This is a genomic window from Mesorhizobium sp. M7A.F.Ca.ET.027.02.1.1 (assembly GCF_004022985.1).
In the GTDB taxonomy this organism is placed as follows: Bacteria; Pseudomonadota; Alphaproteobacteria; order Rhizobiales; family Rhizobiaceae; genus Mesorhizobium.
The window spans coordinates 1-21,343 of record NZ_RZOL01000033.1 but is presented as its reverse complement, the minus strand read 5'-3'; the positions used below and the strand labels follow the sequence as shown (position 1 = coordinate 21,343).

Here is a 21,343-nt window from a genome sequence, read left to right as displayed (position 1 = left end):
TGCGAGGCATATTGGTTTTAACCTGAGCATGATTGCTCTCGGGTTCGGGAACGCTCCCATGTCGCTGCTGGATACCTTCTTTAACCCCGACGTCATCATGTCCAGCCTGCCGGCACTGCTGCGCGGCTTCCTGAACACGCTGCTGCTCGGCATTTTGAGCATCGGCATCGGGATCCCCATCGGCCTGGGGATCAGCCTGGTGCGGCTCTATGCGCCGAAGCCGCTGCGCTGGCTCGCGGTCGGCTACACCGACATCTTCCGCGCCCTGCCGGTGCTGGTCGTGCTGATCCTGATCTACTACGCGCTGCCCTTCCTCGGCATACGCCTGTCGTCCTGGGCGTCGGCGGTGACTGCCTTCGCCTTCATCATGTCGGCTTACTCGGCCGAAGTGTTCCGCTCCGGCATCGAAAGCATTCCGCGTGGCCAGTTCGAGGCGTCGCAGGCGCTTGGCCTGCCGTTCCTCCTGACCTTGCGCAAGGTGGTGCTGCCGCAAGCGATCCGCGTCGTCATCCCGCCGATGACCAGCAACTGCGTCTCGATGTTCAAGGACACCTCGCTCGCCTCCACCGTGGCGCTGCCGGAACTCTTGAAGGAGGCGACCAACGCGCAGTCGCTCTACGCCAACCCCTCGCCGCTGATCGGCGCAGCCCTCGTCTATCTCATCTTCCTCTGGCCGATGGTCCGCCTCGTCAGCCTGCTTGAAGAGCGCTTCAAGACCGAAAAGAAGCGCTGACCTCCGCCACCTGATCCCCGCCCAAGTCCTTTGCAGGAGCCTACCCGTGAACAAGCACCAGACCGACAATGCGAATGCCACCGCGTTCCCCGTCGACGCCATCCGCGCCATGTTTCCAGCTTTACAGCGGGCTGGCGACTTCATCTTCTTGGACAATGCCGCCGGCGCGCAAATTCCGCAGAGCGTGCTCGACGCGGTGACCAACCATCTGGTTTCGCACAATGTGCAGCGTGGCGGCCGTTATGGCCGCAGCGTCACTGTCGACCAGTCGGTCGCCGATGCGCGGACAAGCGTCGCGCTGCTCATCAACGCCTATAGCCCGGCGGAAATCTGCTTCGGCATGAACGCCACCTCGTTCATCCGCCTGGTCAGCCTCGGCATCGGTCAGATGCTGCAGGAGCGCGACGAGATCGTCATCACCGACATGGACCATGATGCCAACATCGCGACCTGGCTGGCTCTGGAGTCCGCCGGTGCAAAGTTCAAATGGTGGCGCATGCGCGAGGACGGCAATCTGCATGTCGACGACCTTCGCCCGCTGGTTTCCGACCGCACCCGTCTCGTCGCCAGCACGGTCACCGCGCATTCGATCGGCTCGATCGTCGATGTCGCCGCGGTGGCCGAGATCGCACATGCGGCCGGCGCCGAAGTGTTCCTCGACTGCGTGCATTACGGACCGCACGGGCTGATCGACGTGCAGGCCTGGGATTGCGACTATCTCGTCTGCTCCGGTTACAAGAATTTCTCGCCGCATATGGGCTTCCTGTGGGGCCGTTTCGAAACGCTGAAGCGGCTGCCGACCTTCCGCGAGGATTTCATCCCCGACGAGCCGCCCTACAAGGTCGAGGCCGGCACCTTCATCTACGAGAACGTTTCCGGAATGGATGCCGCCGTGCAGTATCTTGAACTGATCGGCCGCAATCTGGCGCCGTCCAACAACCGCTCGCGGCGCGACAACATCGTTGCCGGCATGGGCGCCATCCGCGACTATGAGCTGGTGCTGGCGCGTGAGATGCTGGCCGTGCTGAAAAGTTGCGGCGCGACCATCTACGGCGTTGCCGACGAGGCCCGCATCACTGAGCGTGTGCCGACCTTCTGCTTCAACATCGGCAGACTGTCGCCGCAGCGGGTCGTCGAGGAAATGGCCGAGATGCAGATCGGCATCCGCGACGGCCACATGTACGCGCCGCGACTGATGAAGCGTCTCAACCTCTCAATGGACAGCGGCGCCATCCGCGCCTCCCTGGTCCACTACAACACCGTGGGCGAAATCCACAAGTTCGGCGAGGCGCTGCGCGCCATCATCGCCAAGCTGTCGTGATCGGCGTCTAGAGCGAGATGCAGTCAGGCCGAACCGGCGTGGGCTCCATCTACCTTCAGCGCATTTGGTGCGACGCCAAGTTATTCCACCTAGCTGAAAACGCTCCAAGTCAAAACTCGGTCGGCTGGCAGCCGCAAATGGCTGGTCAGAAATGGACGCTAGGACCGCGCCAGAAGCGGCCATTCGGATATGCATTTCGGAACGATGGGAACGGGGCCGACAACGGACTGTCAGCATTTATCGGTAGAATGGCTATTGGGTCGGCCAGGCTCTCATCGCGATATCAGCGATGCGGTGGAGTTCGTCTGGCTGGGCTCCGCTCGCGGCCTCGACGGCGATGCCGCGCAGAATTGCAACCAGGTATCCTGAGAGGGCAGCTGTATCGGTGTCCTTGCCGACATCACCGTCTATCTGAGCACGTTCGAGACGTTTAGCTATCTGGTTTCTAAGTTGCCCGCGTCGAAGATTTGTCTCCTTGCGGGCCGACGCGCTGTCGTCGCTCCCTATCAGGGCACCATGCACCATAAGGCAACCTGGCGGATTTCTCGTGTCGGAGTGGAACGCGCATGCACCATATATCAGCCCCGCAGCAAGCGCGCGTGCAGTTGGCGCGTCCAAGGCATTCTGGATGAAATGCGACGTCTCGCGGTCATAGCGGTCGAGCACCTTCAGGAACAACTCTTCCTTGTTGCCGAACGCCGCGTAGAGACTGGGGCGCGTAATGCCTAGCTCTTCAGTAAGGTCAGTCAGCGATGTGCCCTCGTAGCCCTTGCGCCAGAAAAGCCGCATCGCCTGCACGAGTGCTTTCTCGGTATCGAACTCTCTCGGCCTGCCCATAGTCACTCACTCTCTTTATTGTACCGACTGGTATATTATCGCTTGACGCGTGAATCGATCTGCCTTTTATATACCGATCGGTAGATAATGGGGAAGTGAAGCGATGTCGAAGCTGTTGATCTTTTGTACTGCGCTGTTGCTGGCCACGCAGACCGCCAGCGCCAACGTTAAACCGTTTCCGGCCAGCTTCGAAACGCGCGAGGTCAAGACGGACGGTGTGACGATCCACGTGCGCGTAGGTGGTTCCGGTCCTGCGGTACTAATGCTGCACGGGTACGGTGAGACGGGAGACATGTGGGAGCCGCTCGCCGTTGAAATGGCAAAGGATCACATGGTCGTCGTGCCGGATCTACGTGGCATGGGTCTGTCGTCTCATCCTGAGACTGGCTACGACAAGAAAACTCAGGCTGCCGACATGGAAGCAGTCCTGCGCAGCCTAAATATCCAAAGCGTCGATCTCGTCACGCATGACATTGGCAATATGGTGGGTTTTGCCTTTGCTGCGCAGCATCGGGATCAGGTGTCCAAATTTGTGCTGATCGACGCACCTGTTCCCGGCGTCGGCCCCTGGGAAGAAATACTCAAGAACCCGCTTCTCTGGCATTTCAGGTTCGGTGGACCGGATATGGAGCGGCTCGTGGCAGGTCGGGAGCGGATTTATCTCGACCGATTTTGGAACGAGTTTTCTGCCGATCCATCACATTTCGACGAAGCGTCCCGTGAGCACTATGCCGCTCTCTACGCTTTGCCGGGCGCGATGCACTCCGGCTTCGCGCAGTTCGCAGCCTTCGACCAGGACGCGCTCGACAACAAGGCGATCCTGGAAACGTCAGGAAAGCTGAAGATGCCCTTGCTGGCAATCGGAGGAGAAATGTCGTTCGGTACTCAAATGGCGACGGTGATGCGCTTCGCCGCGGACAACGTTACCGAGGGCGTCATTCCCGGTTCGGGACATTGGATCATGGAGGAGAATCCGGTCGCCACGGTGAAAGTGGTCACTGACTTCCTCAGATAAACGCGATCGGTTTGCTATCAGCTTTCAGGCATCGCGCAAACAGAGTTTGGTGGACGACTTGGGCGCAAAGCTGCCGTCCACTTCGCGGAAGACGTAAGTCGTGTTCGGGCAAAACTCAATCGTTCAGAGTAATTGGGTTTTGGCTCAAGCCGCCTTCTTCTTCGCCAGTCTTGCCTTGATCGAGGCGACGTCGGCGCGCGGGGTCGCGGCGAACAGCGTCCTGGTGTAGCTGTGCTTGGGGTCGGCGAAGACCTCGTCGCGCGAGCCGTATTCGACCGCTTCGCCGAAATACATCACCATCACATCGTCGGCGATGTAGCGCACCACGGACAGATCGTGGCTGATGAAGACATAGGTCAGCTGGAACTCGTCCTGCAGGTCGGCGAGCAGGTTGAGCACCTGTGCCTGCACGGAAAGATCTAGCGCCGAGACCGGCTCGTCCAACACCAGCAGGCTTGGGTTGAGCATCAGCGCACGGGCAATGGCAATGCGCTGGCGCTGGCCGCCCGAGAACATGTGCGGGTAGCGGTTGTAGTGCTCGTGACCGAGGCCGACCTTCTTCAGCATCTTCATCGCCAGGTCGCGCCGCTCGGCCGCCGGCTTGTCGGTGTTGATCAAAAGCGGCTCGCCCAGCACGTCGCCGATCTTCTGGCGCGGATTGAGCGATCCATAGGGGTTCTGGAAGACGATCTGGACCTTGCGGCGCATCTCTTTGGTCAATCCGCCCTTGGCGATATCGACCTTGTTGCCGTCGATGAACAGGTCGCCTGACGTCGCCGGATCGATCAGCGTGATGATGCGGGCGAGCGTGGACTTGCCGCAGCCGCTTTCGCCGACGATGGCCAGCGTCTTGCCCTTGTCGACCTTGAACGAGACGCCCTTGACCGCGTGCACGGTACGCGGCCCGGTGAACAGGCCACCACCGATGTGGTAGTCGCGGACAATGTTCTTGCCTTCGAGGACCGTGGTGTTCATGAGGCGGCTCCCGCGGCAGAGGGGGCCGGCTCGAACAGCATGTCGGAAACGGTCGGCAGCCGGTCGCCGACGGCGTTCTCCGGCAAAGCCGACAACAGCGCCCGCGTGTAATTGCTTTTCGGCGATTCGAACAACGACAGCACGTCGGCCTCTTCCATCTTGCGGCCCTTGTACTGGACGATGACGCGATCGGCGGTCTCGGCCACCACGCCCATATTGTGGGTGATCATGATCAGGCCCATGCCGTATTTGGCCTGCAGCGAAACCAGCAGATCGAGGATCTGCTTCTGGATGGTGACGTCGAGCGCCGTCGTCGGCTCGTCGGCGATCAGCAGTTTCGGGTTGCAGGCGATAGCGATGGCGATCATGACGCGCTGGCATTGGCCGCCCGACATCTGGTGCGGAAACGAGCTCAGCCGTTCTTCCGGATCGGCGATGCCGACCAGCTTCATCAATTCGATGGCGCGGGCCCGCCGCTGAGCGCGATCCATACCCATATGGAAGCGCAGCACCTCCTCGATCTGGAAGCCGACGGTGAAGCACGGATTGAGGCTGGCGATCGGCTCCTGGAAGATCATCGAGATGTCCTTGCCGACGATCTTGCGGCGTTCGGACGGGCTGAGCTTCAGGAGATCGACGCCGTCGAAGGCCATGCGGTCTGCCTTGACGGTTGCCGTGTTGGGCAACAGGCCCATCACCGCGAGCATCGCCACGGACTTGCCGGAACCGGACTCGCCTACAATCGCCAGCACTTCGCGCGGCTCGATCGAGAGGTCGATGCCTTGCACGGCCATGAACGGTCCGGCCGCGGTGTCGAAGGAAACGGTGAGGTTCTTGATCTCGAGCAGAGGCATGCTCACGACCTCTTCAGCTTGGGGTCGAGCGCGTCGCGCAGGCCGTCGCCGATCAGGTTGATGGCGAAGACGGTGATCAGGATGGCGAGGCCCGGGAAGGTCACCACCCACCAGGCGCGCAGGATGAACTCGCGCGCTTCGGCCAGCATGGTTCCCCATTCCGGCGTCGGCGGCTGCGCGCCCATGCCGAGGAAGCCAAGGGCCGCCGCCTCGAGGATGGCGTTGGAGAAGGACAGCGTCGCCTGCACGATCAGCGGCGCGATGCAGTTGGGCAGGATGGTGACCAGCATCAGCCTGAGATGGCTGGCCCCGGCGACCTTGGCCGAGACGACATATTCGCGGGTCTTCTCGGCCATCACGGCGGCGCGGGTGAGCCGGGCGAAATGCGGCTGCAGCACAAAGGCGATGGCGATCATGGCGTTGACGAGGCCAGGGCCGAGAACCGCGACAAGCACCAGGGCCAGCAGCAGCGACGGGAAGGCCAGGATGATGTCCATGATGCGCATGATCAGCGTGTCGACCCAGCCGCGGCAGTAGCCGGCGAGCAGGCCGAGAATGACGCCTGAGATCAGCGCTGACGTGACGACGACGAAGCCGATGGCGAGCGAGAACCGCGAGCCGTAGATCAGCCGCGACAGCATATCGCGGCCGACAGCGTCGGTGCCGAGCAGGAACTGCGCGTTGCCGCCTTCCTGCCAGGCCGGCGGCGTCAGGAAGAAGTCGCGGAACTGATCGTCCGGCGAATGGGGCGCCAGCAGCGGCGCGAAGATGGCGATCAGGATCAGCAGCGCAAAGACGAAGAGCCCGATCACCGCGCCCTTGTTGACGGAGAAGTAATGCCAGAACTCGCCGAACATCTGCAGCCTGGCGTCCTGCGGCTTGACGACGGTCGCGGCTTCGATGGTGGCTGGGCCTTCGTTGCTCATGTCAGTTGGCCCGGATGCGTGGGTTGATGACGGCGTAGAGCACGTCGACGATGAGGTTCACCGACATGACGATCAGCGCGATCAAAAGCAACCCGCCCTGCACGGTGAAATAGTCGCGCTTGGAAATGGCGTCGATCATCCATTTGCCGATGCCGGGCCAGGAGAAGATGCTCTCGGTCAGGATGGCGCCGGTCAAAAGCGTGCCGACCTGCAGGCCGATGGTGGTGACGACCGGGATCAGCGCGTTGCGGAAGGCATGCAGGCCGATGACGCGGCGCGGCGCCAGGCCCTTGGCACGCGCGGTGCGGACATAGTCCTCACCCAGCACTTCGAGCATCGCCGAGCGCGTCTGCCTGGCGATGACTGCGAGCGGGATAGTGCCGAGCACGATCGTGGGCAGGACGAGGTGCGACAGTGCCGAGCGGAATGCGCCCTTCTGGCCCGAGATCAGCGAATCGATGGTCATGAAACCGGTCACCGGCTTGAAGAAATAGAGAAGGTCGATGCGGCCGGAAACCGGCGTCCAGTGCAGCGTGCCGGAGAAGACGATGATCAGCAGCAGGCCCCACCAGAAGATCGGCATGGAATAGCCCGCCAGCGCCGTGCCCATCGTCAGCTGATCGAACCAGGAACCGCGACGGATGGCGGCGAAGATGCCGGCGGCGACACCCAGGATGACGGCAAAGATCATGGCGAAGATGGCGAGTTCGACCGTTGCCGGGAAGCGCACCAGGAAATCCTTCAGCACCGGCGTCTTGGTGGAAAACGAGGTGCCGAAATCACCGCTGAGGATGTTGGTCAGATAGGTCAGATATTGTTGCCAGATCGGCAGGTCGAAACCGAACTGGTGCATCAGCGCCGTGTGGCGTTCGGGCGACAGGCCGCGTTCGCCCGCAAGCACCAGCACCGGATCACCGGGCAGGATGCGCACGAAGCCAAAGGCGAGGATGGTTATCCCGATGAAGGTCGGGATGATGAGGGCGAGCTTGCCGAGGATATAACGCAGCATGGCGGGCGAGTGGGGGCGTCACCATATGGTGGCGCCCCCGTTTCGCAACCTTATTCGGCGATATCGACGCCGTCGAAGCGGTGGATACCGAGCGGATCCATCGCAAAGCCGGTGACGGTCTTCTGCATCGGCATGAACACCTTGGAGTGAGCGAGCGTCGCCCAGGGTGCCTGTTCCTTGAAGATGACCTGTGCCTGTTCATAGAGCTTGGTGCGCTCGGCCTGATCCGAAACGGTCTTGGCCTTGTTGATGAGCGCATCGAAGTCCTTGTTGCACCATTCCGCGCGGTTGTTCGAACCGACGGAAGCGCAGCTCAGGAGCACGCCGAGGAAGTTGTCCGGATCGCCATTGTCGCCGGTCCAGCCGACGATGACGGCGCCGTCGTGATCGACCGCGGAAGCGCGCTTGAGGTATTCACCCCAATCGTAGCTGACGATCTCGACGGTGACGCCGACCTTGGCGAAGTCCGCCTGGATCAGCTCGGCGGTACGGCGCGCGTTCGGCATATACGGGCGCGACACCGGCATGGCCCAGACGTTCATCTTGAGGTCCTTGACGCCGGCCTCTTCAAGCAGCTTCTTGGCTGCATCCGGATCGTAAGGATCGTCCTTCACTTCCTTGTTGTAGGACCACATGGTCGGCGGGATCGGATTGATCGCCACCTGGCCGGCGCCCTGGAAGACGGCGTCGATGATGGCCTTCTTGTTGATGGCCATGTTGAGCGCCTTGCGGACGCGCACGTCGTCGAACGGCTTCTGCTGGGTGTTGTACATCAGCGCGCCGACATTGAGGCCTTCCTGCTCCTCGACCTTCAGGTTCGGATCGGCCTGCAGGCCTGCGATGTCGGCCGGTGCCGGGTACGACATGATGTTGCATTCGCCGGCCTTGAGCTTCTGCGCGCGCACCGCCGGATCGGTGGTGATGGCGAAGACCAGATCGTCGATCTTCTGCTTGCCGCCCCAATAGTCCGGGTTGGCCTTGTAACGGATGGCGGCGTCGGTCTGGTAGTCGACGAAGATGAACGGACCGGTGCCGATCGGCTTCTGGTTGAACAGCTCAGGCGTCTTGTCGGCCTGCAGCTTGTCGGCATATTCCTTGGAGACGACCGAAGCGAAATCCATGCCCAGCGTTGGAATGAAAGTGATCGCCGGCTCCTTGAGGGTGAACTTCACCGTCAGGTCGTCGACCTTCTCGACCTTGGCGATGTTTCCGCCGAACGGGTCATTGTAATACTGGTATGCAATGCCCGGAATGTACTGAAACCAAGGGCCGTTCTTGTCGACCTGGCGTTCGAACGAGAACACCACGTCGTCAGCGTTGAAGTCGCGCGTCGGGGTGAAATAGTCGGTCGCGGCGAACTTGACGCCCTTGCGCAGCTTGAAGACATATTCCTTGCCATCGTCGGAGATCGTCCAGCTCTCGGCCAGGCCCGGCGAGGTCGTCGTCTTGCCGTGATCGAATTCGACAAGGCGGTTGAAGACGGTGCGCGATGACGCGTCGAACGTCTGGCCTGCGGTATACGGCGCCGGATCGAAACCCTCCGGCGAAGCTTCCGCGCAGTAGACCAGAGTTTTCGCATTGGCCACGCCGCCCAGGACGCTTGCAGCCAGCAACGCGGCTGCAAAAGTCAGCTTCTTATTCATTGAGCACTCCCTGATGTTCTTCCAAGCCCCTCTATCAGGCTCGCGAAGCGCGCATATAAGCACCGTTTTTCCGGCTTTGGAACACCCCGTTTGCTTACCCCGCGGGAAGCAGGAAAAAAATCCGCTATTTTGCCAAATTGGAGAAAAAATTAGCAGTTTCTTCCATTCACGAGATTATTAACAACCGAATTTTTTTATTGATCGCCAAGCTGACGATATAATGTTCCCCGCGCTTCCGAGCGGCCGAGGGATGCGCCAGAACACCGTTTGGCAGCGCTGGCGGCGGCAAGGACTTTCGACGGCAAATCTTTCGCCGTGTTGCCGCAAGGGCAAGACTTGCACGGTCACCAAGGGAGGCAATACATAGGGTATAACGGCCGCAGCGGAGGGCGCCCTTGTCAATTCAGAGGCGAGGTCAATTCAGGGGCGAGCGCGGCGCGAATGAACAAGACTTGTCCAGGGAGGAACGGGTGGCAAAAGCATCAAGGACGACGACGGTGAAAGCGGGAGCCAAGGCGCCGTCGAAAGCAGCCGGTACTGCCAAGCCGAAAGCACCCGTTGCCAAGGTCGCCACGCCGAAGGCGGCCGCGGCGCCCGTAAGGGCAAGCACAAAGCCGGCGGTGAAAGCCCCGGCCAAGGCCGCGGCCGAAAAGACGGCGCCGGGGAGTAAAGCGGGTGCGGCAAAGCCCGCTGTCAGGCCGGCGTCGAAGGCTGCGGCGGCGGTGAAGGCCCCACCGGCGGCAAGGCCGACCGCCGCCACCGCCAACCGATTGCCGAAAGCATTGACGGCGCTGGCCGCCGGCTTGCCGGAAAAGCCGTGGCTCAAGAGCTATCCGAAAAACGTGCAGGCGGAGATCGGCGCCCTGCCCTACAGCTCGATCGGCGATTTCCTCGTCGGCGCCTGCAAGCAGTTTTCCGCGCAGCCGGCCTTCACCTGCATGGACAAGTCCATCAGCTACACCGATATCGAGCGGCTGTCGGCGGCCTTCGGCGCCTACCTGCAATCGAAGGGCCTGCAGAAAGGCGCGCGCGTCGCGCTGATGATGCCGAACGTGCTGCAATATCCGGTGGCGATGATGGCGATCTTGCGCGCCGGCTATGTCGTGGTGAACATCAATCCGCTCTACACGCCGCGCGAGCTCGAACACCAGTTGAAGGATTCCGGTGCGCAAGCCATCGTCATCCTGGAAAACTTCGCCAACACCTTGCAGGCGGTGATCGCGAGGACGGCGGTCAAGCATGTGGTGGTCGCCGCGATGGGCGACATGCTCGGCGGCCTGAAGGGCACCATCGTCAATTTCGTCGTGCGCCGCGTGAAGAAGATGGTGCCGGCATGGTCCTTGCCCGGCCATGTCAAGTTCAATGCCGCCATGAAGGCCGGCGCCGGCATGGGCTTCAAGCCGGCCAAGGTGGAAGCCGACGATGTCGCCTTCCTGCAATATACGGGCGGCACCACGGGCGTGTCGAAGGGCGCCACACTGCTGCACAGAAACGTGCTCGCCAACGTCGCGCAGAACGCGCAGTGGATGGAGGACGCCTACACGATCAAGCCGAAACCGGCGCACCCCAACTTTATCTGCGCGCTGCCGCTCTATCATATTTTCGCGCTGACCGTGAACGCACTGATGGGCATGCAGCAAGGCGCCCGAAATGTCCTCATTCCCAATCCGCGCGACATTCCCGGCTTCGTCAAGGAACTGCAGAAGTATCCGGTGCACATCTTTCCCGGCCTCAACACGCTGTTCAACGCGCTGCTCAACAATGAGGATTTCCGCAAGCTCGACTTCAAGCCGCTGGTGCTGACGCTGGGCGGCGGCATGGCGGTGCAGAAGGGCGTTGCCGAACGCTGGAAGACGCTGACCGGTTGTTCGGTCACCGAAGGCTACGGCCTCTCGGAAACTTCGCCGGTGGCCACCGCCAACAAGTTCACCGCCGGCGACTTCACCGGCACCATCGGTTTGCCGCTGCCCTCGACCGAGATCGCCATCCGCGACGACGACGGCAACAATTTGCCGCTCGGCGAGGTCGGCGAGGTCTGCATCCGAGGACCGCAAGTGATGGCGGGCTACTGGAACCGGCCCGATGAGACCGCCAAGGTGATGACCAAGGACGGCTACTTCAAATCCGGCGACATGGGCTTCATGGACGAGCGCGGCTACACCAAGATCGTCGACCGCAAGAAGGACATGATCCTGGTCTCGGGCTTCAATGTCTATCCGAACGAACTCGAGGAAGTCGTGGCCATGCATCCGGGCGTGCTCGAAGTGGCGGCGGTCGGCGTGCCGGACGAGCATTCGGGCGAGGTGCCGAAACTGTTCGTGGTCAAGAAGGATCCGGCGCTGACCGCAGAGACGCTCACCGCCTTCTGCCGCGAGAACCTGACCGGCTACAAGCGGCCCAAATACATAGAATTCAGGACCGAGCTGCCGAAGACGCCGGTCGGCAAGATCCTGCGGCGAGCTTTGCGCGAATGATTGCAGCCGGCGGCGCGGATGCCGTAAATGCACCTTGCCGTCCTGACCCGGCAGAATTCATCAGGACGAACATGCGCCTCGCCCCGGTGCCGTCGGTGCCTGAGACCCGGCTCTACACGCCGCACCCGGCCAGCGGCCTGAGGCGGCTTACCGATCCGCTCCAAGGCTCCGACGCCGATGACGACACATTCGAGGCGGACGAACCTGAGCCGCAGCCGCCTTACTGGGCTTATGTGTGGGCCGGCGGCGCGGTGCTTGCGCGCCACATCATGGATCACCCGCAAACGGTGGCCGGTCGCCGCGTGCTCGACCTTGGCGCCGGTTCCGGCCTCGTTGGCATCGCCGCAGCCAAGGCCGGTGCGCGCGAAGTGATCGCCGCCGAAATCGACCGCAACGGCGTTGCCGCAATCGGCCTTAACGCCGCGGCCAACGACATCGAGATCACCATTGTCGACAAGGACATCACGACGGCTCCCCCGCCGCCGGTCGACCTCGTGCTTGCGGGGGACGTGTTCTATGGCCGCGAGGTCGCTCTACGCTTCATCCCGTTCCTCGACCGCTGCCTGGCAGCCGGCATCGAAGTGCTGGTCGGCGATCCCCGCCGCAACGACCTGCCGCTGTCGCGGCTGCGGTTGCTCGCCGAATACAAGGTGCCGGATTTCGGCGACGCGAAGGGTGCCGCGAGCAAGCCGAGCGGTGTGTTTTCCTTCGAGGCGGATAACCGCTGGCGCTGAGATCAAAACCCAGTCAGTCGGAATGACCGGGTTCGACCTCCATCTTTGCCGCAACGACGTTGCTGGCCATTACCTGAAAGCAGACATTCGACTGCTGCACCACGTTGGCCGTTTTGCGCCTCATTTCGGCCGTTGCCGTCGTGACGGCCGCTGCCCAGAAGCGGACAAAGGCGAGGCAGAGCACCGTGGCACCTTTGCGCCAGAAGCTGCCATTGGCAAATGACCAAGTTAGGTCAATCCCCCTGCTCGACCGCCAGTCCTTCGATGAGAGTGTCCAGTGCCGCCTCGAGGGGGTTCGGCCCCACCTTTTCGGGCACGAGAAGGCCGTCAATAGCAAGCATGGCGATGCCGTGCAGCAAGGCCCAGCACGTCGCTGCCTGGCCCTGTATTGGTCGATTGCGAATAAGGCCGGCGGCCTGACCCCGTCGCAACAGCTCGACCGTCACCTCAAATACGCTGAGAGCACTATCGCTCAAGTGGAGGCCTGTCGATCGTCCCTCTTCAGCGCTGAACATCAGGCGATAGAGCGCCGGATTTTGCATGGCGAAGGCGATGTACGCCTGTGCAATCGGCACGACCTCATCGCGCAATGATGCAGTGTTTTTTGGTGTCGCACCGTTGAGTGTTGCCGCTAGTTCGGCAAATCCCAACTTCGCCAGCTCGGCCAACAACGCCGACTTGTCGTGAAAGTGCTTATAGGGCGCCGCGTGGCTCACACCGGCCCGGCGAGCGACTTCCCGCAGCGTGAACTGCCAGTCCTTCTCCTCCCGAAGCATGTCCTGTGCCGTGTCGATGACTGCACGACGGAGATCACCGTGATGGTAGGGGCGACTAATCGGGTCTGGCATGATAGCAAAGTTTCTCGTGGATACATTGTTGACAGTGACTACTTCAAGGCTTATGTAGAGGCATAAGTTTCTCTTGTCTACATCAGAGTGGATCATGAACGCCATATCAAAAACCACCGACGCCGATCACATAGGCGGTTTTCTGTCAGCCCAGCTGCGCGACGAGGCCCTGAGCCATGCCAAGGGCATCTATGAGCAGGTTCGGTGGAACACCATCAAGCTCCTGCACGCCCCCTCCGGGCGGCCGGTCGAAATCAGTCTCAACATGATGCTGCGGTGACCGGAATGGCGTCCCCAAATGAAACCCAGAAGCATCAGCACGTGACCGCCGACAGCTCGTTCCCGCTCACCGGCTCGTGCGAGTGCGGCGCCTGCTCGTTCGAAATCCAAGTCGCGCCAAAGGGCAGGTTCCGGTGTCATTGTCTCATATGCCAAGGCTTCACTGGCAGGCACTTTTCCGACGTCGTCGTCGTGCCGGCCAGGCATGTCACGCTGAATGACGCCTCGAACATCTCCTTCGCTAAGTATCGCCCGCCGCCGAACTTCAATCGCGGCAAATGCCGGACATGCGGAAAGCCCGTAGTCGAGGTCGCGGGGGTAGGCTCCCTGCAGCTGATGTTCATTCCGGTCTTCAATCTGCGGCCGACCGCGCCTTTGACTCCCGTTCGCGCCGACGTCTTCTACCACCGCCGCGTCGAGGACATGCATTACGGCGTCCCCCACTACAGCGGTTACTGGCCAAGCCAATATGCCATCACCCGCACGATTATCCGCAGCCTGTGACGAGCTGCTTCTCAGCGCTTGCTGCCATCACAAATCGAACCAACTGAAAGAGACATTCAAATGAGCAAAGACAACAAGGCAATCGCGCTGGTGACCGGCGCTTCCTCGGGCATCGGCCTGGCGACCGCCAAGGCACTGGTCAGGGCGGGCTACTGGGTGTTCGGCACGAGCCGCAAGGCCGTTGCAGACCGCGACGGGATCACCATGCTGGTCTGCGATGTCACTGAAGATGCATCGGTGGAGGCGCTGGTTGCCGAGATCGCGCGACGCGCCGGGCGCATCGACCTCGTCGTCAACAACGCCGGGATCGGCATGCTGGGTGGCGCCGAGGAATCATCCATTGGCCAGACTAAAAGACTGTTCGACGTCAATGTGTTCGGCGTCGCCCGCGTCGTCAACGCGGTGTTGCCCATCATGCGCCGTCAGAAGAGTGGTCGGATCATCAACATGAGTTCCATTCTCGGCCTGATCCCCTCGCCGTTCAACGCCTTCTATGCATCGACCAAGCACGCCATCGAAGGTTATTCGGAGTCGCTGGATCACGAAGTGCGGGGCTTCGGCGTCCGCGTCCTCATGGTCCAACCAGGCGTAACGCACACCGCCTTCGAGGAAAACCTGACGCGGGCGGACCAGCCTATTGACGTCTATGGCGTCGGCCGCGACCGCAGCGAGAAGCTGATGCGCAAATGGGTGGATGCTGGCGATGATCCGCAGGTGGTCGCCGATGCTGTGGTGAAGGCCGCAACCGCGGCCAACCCCCGGCTGCGTTATCCTGCAGGACCACAGGCCCGCCAGCTCAGCATGGTGCGCCGGTTCATGCCGCAGCGCATCATGGACCGCATGCTGCATCGGTATAACGGCTTCAACGGCTAACGCTCGCAAACCGAAGGCCCGCAGCCCGACCGCACCTTGGCGAAGCTCGCGACGGCGATCCGGCACACCCAAACAATCAATCAATCTGGAGGCGATGATCAATCGTGCCGTACTGCCGCCCGACGCCGACCTGGTCGCCGCGTATGGTGAGTTCAGCCGATCACTCACCTTGCCAGGATTTCTCGTGCGTGCCGCTGGGAGCCAGGCCTTGATCCAGCAAGCGGGCTCCGATATCGAGTACCGTCTAGGGCACTACCTCGGCATCGCCAATCAACGGGGCTGAGACAACGCCGGGTGACGAGCGCAACAGCGCTCCTCACCCCCACTGCTACACAAAGTGTGAGGCAGCTTTGGGCCACTTCCGGCCCTAGGCTTTCATCGGCGGTATGTCCGTTTCTCGATAAACGTCCCCCAATAGCGGCCTGTCTGCCACCGGCCCCACCTGCCGTTCCGCTTTCCACCAATCAGCCGTTGGCGGGAAAGCCCAAGTTGATTTTGCCCCGCCTCGGCCGTCAGATCGCCTCCTTGACCCGCGCCGAGAGAAAATCCGGCAGGTCGGCGACCGAATCCAAGATCACATCGGCAATGCCGGCCAGCGATTCGCGGGTGCCGGTGCCGGAGAGCACGCCGACTGCCAGCCCGCAGCCACCGGCACGCGCCATTTCGAGGTCGTGCCTGTTGTCGCCGACCATGGCGATCTCCGCCGGCCTGAGGCCGGTGAGGTCGCTGAAAGCCAGGATGGTGTCGGGCGCCGGCTTCGGATTGGCCACCGCGTCGTAGCCATAGGCCGCGTCGAACAATTGGGCGACGCCGAGCGTCACCAGCGTCTTTTCCGCGCCGCTGGTCGAATCATTGGTGGCGACGCCAAGCCGGTAGGATTTCCTGTGCAAGGCCGTCAACGTGTCGACGATGCCCGGCAGCGCCACGGCCATCGCCGAGCCCTGCACAGAGGTGATCTCGTTGAAGCGGGCAACCGCAAGCATCTGGTCCTCGTTGGACAGGCGCGGAAACCACAATTCGACGACGTCGAGATTGGTGCCGGACGCAAAGATCGAGTCGGGCTTGAAGCGTTTGTTGGCGAAATCGAAGCCGGCGGCGGCCAGCAGCCTGTCGGCTTTCCAGCGATCGCCTTCGGACGCATCCATGGCCATGAAGTCGGCAACGCCGAGCCAGGTTGCGTTGAAGTCGACAAGCGTGCCGTCCTTGTCGAACAATATTCCCTTGATGTCTGCCAAGCTTTTCACTCCGCGCCACGCAAATGGTGGATGAATCCCACAAGGCCAGCGGTCGATGCATCCCGCTTGGCGGCACTTTCCTTGCCCTCCACGACAGGCAGAAGGCCGGTGGCCAGTTCCTTGCCGAGCTCGACGCCCCACTGGTCGAAGGAGTTGATGTCGAATAGCGTGCCCTCGACGAAGACGCGGTGCTCGTAGAGCGCGATCAGCCGGCCGAAGGTGCGTGGGTCGAGTTTGCGGTAGAGGATGGTCAGCGAGGGCCGGTTGCCCGAGAAGACGCGGTGCGGCGCTATCTTGTCGACGTCGGCCGGCTTCATGCCCTTGGCCAGCATCTGGGCGCGGGCTTCGTCCAGCGTGCGGCCCTTCATCAGCGCTTCCGACTGCGCCAGACAGTTGGCGAGCAGCAGATCGTGCTGGTGTTTGAGTTCCGGCTCGTGGCCGACCGCCGCGGCGAGGAATTCGACCGGGATGAAATCGGTGCCCTGGTGCAGCAGCTGGAAGAAGGCATGCTGGCCGTTGGTGCCGGGCTCGCCCCAGACCAGCGGTCCGGCCGGCGTCGTCACCTCTGTGCCTTCGAGGGTGACGCTCTTGCCGTTCGATTCCATGTCGAGCTGCTGCAGATAGGCCGGCAGCCTGGACAGGCGCTGGTCATACGGGATGACGGCGCGCGCCGGGTAGCCGCAGATGACGCGATGCCACCAGCCGACCAGTCCAAGCAGCGCCGGCAGGTTCTCCTGCACCGGCGCGGTGCGGAAATGCTCGTCCATCTCATGCGCGCCATCGAGGAAGGCGCGAAAATTCCGCGGGCCGACAGCGATCATCACCGGCAGGCCGATGGCGCCCCAGAGCGAATAGCGGCCGCCGACCCAGTCCCAGAAGCCGAAGACGCGATCCGGCTCGATGCCGAACTTGGCCACCAGGTCGAGTGCGGTGGAGACGGCGGCGAAATGCTTGCCGACCGCTTCCTTACCCAGTGCTTCCTGCACCCATTTCCGAGCGGTTTCGGCGTTGGTCATCGTTTCGACGGTGGTGAAGGTCTTGGAAGCGATGATGAAAAGCGTGGTTTCGGCGGAGAGGCCCTTCAGCGTGTCGTGGATATGGGCGCCGTCGATGTTGGAAACGTAATGTGCGCGCGGCCCGTCATGATAGGGCGCCAGCGCCAGCGTCGCCATGGCCGGGCCGAGATCGGAACCGCCGATGCCGATGTTGACGATGTCGGTGATCTTCTTGCCGGTGGCGCCAGCCGCCTTGCCCGAGCGCACGGCATCGGCAAAGGCGCCCATGGCGTCGAGCACGGCGATGACGTCAGCCTTGACGTCCTGGCCATCGACGGTGACGCCCTTGCCGGTCAGGTTGCGCAGCGCCGTGTGCAGCACGGCACGGTCCTCAGTGACGTTGATCTTCTTGCCGGCGAACATGGCGGCGCGGCGGCCTTCGAGATCGGCGGCCTGGGCGAGCTTTTCCAGCAGCTCCATGGTGGTCGCGTCGACCGCGCATTTCGACCAGTCGAGCAGCAGATCGCCGTCGGCAGCGGAGAATTCCACGAACCGCTTGGGATCGGCGGCGAAGGCCTGGCGCATGCTGGCGGGCGCCGCCGCGCGGTGGTCACGCAAGGCGGCGAGCTGTTTTTGAAAGGACGATTGATCCACTGCCAAACTCCGAGACCTCGAGCCATCATTACGGACCGGATGTTTCCGGCGCGTGTCGTCGCGACAATCTATCGGGCCGAACTCCACCCGTTTCAATGCGCAGCGATGACGCACACCGTCACCCCAGCGATGACGCAGACGTCACGCGGCGATCACGCAGACGTCACGTACGGTGTCATCGCCGGGATGAGGCGCCGCGTCACCCCAGGATGCCGCAACGCGGCATCAAAAGGACGTGAAGGATCACTGGCATAAATCCCAACGATCAGAAAAATTGATTGGCGCAACCCCTTGTGCCACGGTTACGTTCGGCTGGTCCAGCCAAGCGAAAAAGGCTGGCCATCGAGGAAATCTCCCATGCCACAGCGAAACGACACGGCGATATGGTCCGGCCTGTTCCGGATTTCGGCCGAATCCGGCCAAACCCTGCAGGCGCAGATCCGCCAGGCCATCGTAGCCGCCATTCTCGACCGCCAGATCGCCGCTTCGATGCCGCTTCCTTCCTGCCGGATCCTGGCCGAAAAACTTGGCGTGGCTCGCGGAACCGTGGTGCTGGCGTTCCAGCAGCTCGTCGACCAGGGTTTCCTGGTGGCGCGCGAGCGGCGTGGCCATTTCGTCAATCCCGATGTGCTGGCGACACCGGCCAAGCCCCACCAGAAGGCGCCCGACCAGGCCAACGAGATCGACTGGAAGGCACGCCGCAAGATCGCCGCAAGCGACATGCCGCCGCCAGCGAAGCACGAGAACTGGATCAAGTCGTCCTATCCCTTCGTCTACGGGCAGTTCGACCCGGCGCTGTTCCCGACCGCCGAGTGGCGCGAGTGCAACCGCATGGCGCTTGCCGTGCTGGAAATCCGTAACTGGGCGTCCGACATGGTCGACCGTGACGATCCGCTGCTGATCGAGCAGATCCAGGCGCGGCTCCTGCCCCGGCGCGGCATCTTCGCCAATCCGGACGAGATCATCGTCACGCTGGGCGCTCAGAACGCGCTCTACATGCTGGCGACGCTGCTGATGTCCAAAGGCTCCAAGGTGGCGATGGAAGACCCGGGCTATCCCGACGCCCGCTCGATCTTCCGCCTTGCGGGCGCGGAGATACAGCCGGTGCCGGTCGACCAGTCCGGCATCGTAACTGCTTCTATTGCCAACGATTCCGGGTTCGTCTTCGTCACGCCAAGCCATCATTGCCCGACCATGGTGCCGTTGTCGGCGGAGCGGCGGCAGGATCTTCTGGCGCGCGCCAACCGCTACAACCAGATCATCATCGAGGACGGCTATGACAGCCAGCTTCTCGACGAGGCACCGCAGCAAGCGCTGAAGAGCCTCGATCGCTCCGGCCGCGTCGTCTATGTCGGCTCGATGTCCAAGACGCTGGCTCCGGGCCTGCGGCTCGGCTACATCGTGGCGTCCGCCGGACTGATCGCGGAGCTCAGGGCGCTGCGCCGCTTCATGCTGCGTCACCCGCCGGCCAACAATCAGCGCGCCGTAGCGCTATTCCTGTCGCTCGGCCACCACGAGGCGCTGGTGCGGCGGCTGTCTTCAGCCTTCGACGAGCGGCGCAAGCGGCTGGTCCATGCGATTTCCGCCTTCCTGCCGGAATGGCGTTCGACCGATTCGGCCGGCGGCACGTCGCTGTGGCTCGAAGGGCCGCGCGGCACCGATTCGCGCGGGCTGGCCGAGGCAGCCGCCTCGCGCAGCGTCATCATCGAGCCAGGCGACCGTTTCTTCGATCGCACTGAAAAGCCTTCGCGTTTCATGCGGCTGGGCATCTCGTCGATCGCACTGCAGCACATCGAGCCAGGCATTCGCGAACTGGCCACGGCCGCCGGACGCAGACCCGCGGCCGCCTGATCCATCGTCGATCTCTCGTGACCGGAGCCGTTCGCAGCGGCTCCGGTATTTTAGCTCTGGCACATGGAACTGGGCCAGCTGGCCCATAGGATGAGCCAGTGCCAGCGGCATAGTCGGCGTCAGGGGAAGAAGCAGGCCGATGGTGGAGCAACCGCCACGAGTTCCTGCCGACGACGGTGGAGTGCTTCCATGCCAGTGGCTGTCGAACAGCAGGACACGCCGGCGAACCGTCGTCCGCAGCGCTCCGGTCTTCGCGAAACAGGACATGCCATGCGATCATCTCCCCTGGTGGAGGATACCAGACCCCAGCACAAGGCCATCGAGGGCGGCGGCTACGGGCCGCTGCGCGGGGATGACCGCGAGCGTATCCACGAGGGCGTGATGACGCTTTTGGAGACAGTGGGTTTCGCCAACGCCATTCCTTCCTGCATAAAGGTGCTGACCAAGGTGGGGGCGGTCCACGGCGACGATGGCCGGGTCCGCTTTCCGCGCGCGCTCGTGCTCGACACCATCAAGCGGGCGGCACGACATTTCACGCTTCATGGCCAGGACCCCAGGCACGACATGGTGGTCCAGGGCAAGCGCGTGCACTACGGCACGGCAGGCATCGCCGTGCACCTGGTGGATCTGGAGAAGCGCGAGTACCGCGAGTCCAAGCTGCAGGATATTTATGATGCCGCCCGCATCGTCGACGGGCTGGACAACATCCATTTCTTCCAGCGGCCGATGGTGGCGCGCGACATCGCCGATCCGCTCGAGATGGATTTCAACACGCTTTATGCCTGTGTGATGGGAACATCGAAGCACGTCGGAACATCCTTCACCGTGCGTGAGAACGTGAAGCCTGCGCTTGAAATGCTGTACGCCATCGCCGGCGGCGAGGAGAATTTCCGTGCCCGGCCGTTCGTTTCCAACTCCAACTCATTCGTCGTGCCGCCAATGAAGTTCGCCGAGGATGCCTGCGGCGTGCTTGAGGCCTGCGTCGAAGGCGGCATCCCGATCCTGCTGCTGTCGACCGGCCAGTCCGGCACCACGGCACCCGCGGCGATGGCCGGCGCCGTCGTGCAAGCAGTGGCCGAAGTGCTGGCCGGCCTGGTCTATGTCAACGCGCTCAAGCCCGGCCATCCGGCGATCTTCGGCGCATGGCCGTTCATGTCGGACCTGCGCACCGGCGCCATGGCGGGCGGGTCGGCCGAGCAGTCGGTGGCAACGGCGGCCTGTGCCCAGATGGCGCAATTCTACGACCTGCCCGGTGGCTCCGCCGCCGGCATGACGGATTCGAAATTGCCCGATATTCAGTCCGGCTACGAAAAGGGCATCACCAATGTGATGGCCGGCCTCTCCGGCCTCAACCTCGTCTACGAGGCGGCCGGCATGCATGCCTCGCTGCTCGGCTTCTGCCTGGAGAGCCTGGTCATCGACAACGACATGCTCGGTCATTGCCTGGGCTGCGCGCGTGGCATCGACGTGACTGACGAGGCCCTGTCGATCGACAGCATCGCCGAGGTCTGCCTCAAGGGGCCGGGCCACTATCTCGACAACGAACAAACGCTCAAGCTGATGCAGACCGAGCACTTCTATCC

20 protein-coding genes are annotated in these 21,343 nt (G+C 62.5%); 11 read left to right on the top strand and 9 right to left on the bottom strand.

The annotated features are described in order from the left end of the window. Positions 1 to 58 precede the first annotated feature (58 nt). On the top strand, positions 59 to 733 hold the full coding sequence (locus EN749_RS06325) for an amino acid ABC transporter permease (RefSeq protein WP_023811481.1): 675 nt from the start codon (positions 59 to 61) through the stop codon (positions 731 to 733). 46 nt (positions 734 to 779) lie between these two features. Next, on the top strand, positions 780 to 2,054 hold the full coding sequence (locus tag EN749_RS06320; RefSeq protein ID WP_128362775.1) for a cysteine desulfurase-like protein: 1,275 nt from the start codon (positions 780 to 782) through the stop codon (positions 2,052 to 2,054). A gap of 252 nt (positions 2,055 to 2,306) precedes the next feature. Here EN749_RS06320 and EN749_RS06315 read toward each other — a convergent pair whose 3' ends face one another. Next, positions 2,307 to 2,891: a TetR/AcrR family transcriptional regulator gene (locus EN749_RS06315; protein WP_245481810.1), complete on the bottom strand. Its 585-nt coding sequence runs from the start codon at positions 2,889 to 2,891 to the stop codon at positions 2,307 to 2,309. A gap of 103 nt (positions 2,892 to 2,994) precedes the next feature. Here EN749_RS06315 and EN749_RS06310 point away from each other — a divergent pair, with 103 nt between their 5' ends. Beyond that, on the top strand, positions 2,995 to 3,906 hold the full coding sequence (locus EN749_RS06310; protein ID WP_127397773.1) for an alpha/beta hydrolase: 912 nt from the start codon (positions 2,995 to 2,997) through the stop codon (positions 3,904 to 3,906). A gap of 144 nt (positions 3,907 to 4,050) precedes the next feature. Here EN749_RS06310 and EN749_RS06305 read toward each other — a convergent pair whose 3' ends face one another. From EN749_RS06305 to EN749_RS06285, 5 genes are all read right to left on the bottom strand, one after another. After that, positions 4,051 to 4,881: a dipeptide ABC transporter ATP-binding protein gene (locus tag EN749_RS06305; protein WP_127397772.1), complete on the bottom strand. Its 831-nt coding sequence runs from the start codon at positions 4,879 to 4,881 to the stop codon at positions 4,051 to 4,053. Further along, the gene (locus tag EN749_RS06300; RefSeq protein WP_127267322.1) at positions 4,878 to 5,735 is read right to left on the bottom strand and encodes an ABC transporter ATP-binding protein; all 858 of its coding nucleotides are present in this window, start codon (positions 5,733 to 5,735) and stop codon (positions 4,878 to 4,880) included. Before EN749_RS06300 ends, EN749_RS06305 begins: the two co-directional genes overlap by 4 nt. A gap of 2 nt (positions 5,736 to 5,737) precedes the next feature. Beyond that, on the bottom strand, positions 5,738 to 6,592 hold the full coding sequence (locus EN749_RS06295; RefSeq protein ID WP_224618710.1) for an ABC transporter permease subunit: 855 nt from the start codon (positions 6,590 to 6,592) through the stop codon (positions 5,738 to 5,740). Between the two features lie 70 nt (positions 6,593 to 6,662). Next, positions 6,663 to 7,670: an ABC transporter permease subunit gene (locus EN749_RS06290; protein WP_127398204.1), complete on the bottom strand. Its 1,008-nt coding sequence runs from the start codon at positions 7,668 to 7,670 to the stop codon at positions 6,663 to 6,665. A gap of 50 nt (positions 7,671 to 7,720) precedes the next feature. Continuing rightward, complete coding sequence (locus EN749_RS06285; RefSeq protein ID WP_128362774.1) at positions 7,721 to 9,313, bottom strand: ABC transporter substrate-binding protein; 1,593 nt, start codon at positions 9,311 to 9,313, stop codon at positions 7,721 to 7,723. A gap of 470 nt (positions 9,314 to 9,783) precedes the next feature. Between EN749_RS06285 and EN749_RS06280 the strand changes: the two genes are divergently transcribed. Together EN749_RS06280 and EN749_RS06275 are read left to right on the top strand one after the other, a co-directional pair. Beyond that, positions 9,784 to 11,787 (top strand): long-chain fatty acid--CoA ligase, encoded by a 2,004-nt coding sequence (locus tag EN749_RS06280; protein WP_127397300.1) that lies wholly within the window; start codon positions 9,784 to 9,786, stop codon positions 11,785 to 11,787. Beyond that, positions 11,784 to 12,521 (top strand): methyltransferase, encoded by a 738-nt coding sequence (locus tag EN749_RS06275; protein WP_128362773.1) that lies wholly within the window; start codon positions 11,784 to 11,786, stop codon positions 12,519 to 12,521. The genes EN749_RS06280 and EN749_RS06275 overlap by 4 nt, the downstream gene beginning before the upstream one ends. A gap of 233 nt (positions 12,522 to 12,754) precedes the next feature. On the opposite strand, the gene EN749_RS06270 is transcribed toward EN749_RS06275, so the two are convergent. After that, positions 12,755 to 13,369, bottom strand: coding sequence for a TetR/AcrR family transcriptional regulator (locus EN749_RS06270; RefSeq protein ID WP_127397304.1), 615 nt, complete (start codon positions 13,367 to 13,369; stop codon positions 12,755 to 12,757). A gap of 94 nt (positions 13,370 to 13,463) precedes the next feature. Between EN749_RS06270 and EN749_RS06265 the strand changes: the two genes are divergently transcribed. The 4 genes from EN749_RS06265 (at position 13,464) to EN749_RS06250 (ending at position 15,308) form a co-directional block, all read left to right on the top strand. Beyond that, complete coding sequence (locus EN749_RS06265) at positions 13,464 to 13,649, top strand: hypothetical protein (RefSeq protein ID WP_127808076.1); 186 nt, start codon at positions 13,464 to 13,466, stop codon at positions 13,647 to 13,649. A gap of 41 nt (positions 13,650 to 13,690) precedes the next feature. Beyond that, the gene (locus EN749_RS06260; RefSeq protein WP_127808077.1) at positions 13,691 to 14,152 is read left to right on the top strand and encodes a GFA family protein; all 462 of its coding nucleotides are present in this window, start codon (positions 13,691 to 13,693) and stop codon (positions 14,150 to 14,152) included. A gap of 60 nt (positions 14,153 to 14,212) precedes the next feature. After that, on the top strand, positions 14,213 to 15,025 hold the full coding sequence (locus EN749_RS06255) for an oxidoreductase (protein WP_127808078.1): 813 nt from the start codon (positions 14,213 to 14,215) through the stop codon (positions 15,023 to 15,025). A gap of 94 nt (positions 15,026 to 15,119) precedes the next feature. After that, the gene (locus tag EN749_RS06250) at positions 15,120 to 15,308 is read left to right on the top strand and encodes a hypothetical protein (protein ID WP_174800301.1); all 189 of its coding nucleotides are present in this window, start codon (positions 15,120 to 15,122) and stop codon (positions 15,306 to 15,308) included. 229 nt (positions 15,309 to 15,537) lie between these two features. Here EN749_RS06250 and EN749_RS06245 read toward each other — a convergent pair whose 3' ends face one another. Both EN749_RS06245 and pgi read right to left on the bottom strand, forming a co-directional pair. Continuing rightward, positions 15,538 to 16,260 (bottom strand): HAD family hydrolase, encoded by a 723-nt coding sequence (locus EN749_RS06245; RefSeq protein ID WP_127808079.1) that lies wholly within the window; start codon positions 16,258 to 16,260, stop codon positions 15,538 to 15,540. 5 nt (positions 16,261 to 16,265) lie between these two features. Next, entirely contained in the window at positions 16,266 to 17,909 is a 1,644-nt protein-coding gene (pgi, locus tag EN749_RS06240) for a glucose-6-phosphate isomerase (RefSeq protein ID WP_127808080.1), read from the bottom strand. A 357-nt stretch (positions 17,910 to 18,266) separates the two neighbouring features. Between pgi and EN749_RS06235 the strand changes: the two genes are divergently transcribed. Together EN749_RS06235 and EN749_RS06230 are read left to right on the top strand one after the other, a co-directional pair. Continuing rightward, complete coding sequence (locus EN749_RS06235) at positions 18,267 to 19,760, top strand: PLP-dependent aminotransferase family protein (protein WP_128287522.1); 1,494 nt, start codon at positions 18,267 to 18,269, stop codon at positions 19,758 to 19,760. Between the two features lie 189 nt (positions 19,761 to 19,949). Then, on the top strand, positions 19,950 to 21,343 hold a 1,394-nt coding region (locus EN749_RS06230), incomplete at its 3' end, for a trimethylamine methyltransferase family protein (protein WP_128362772.1).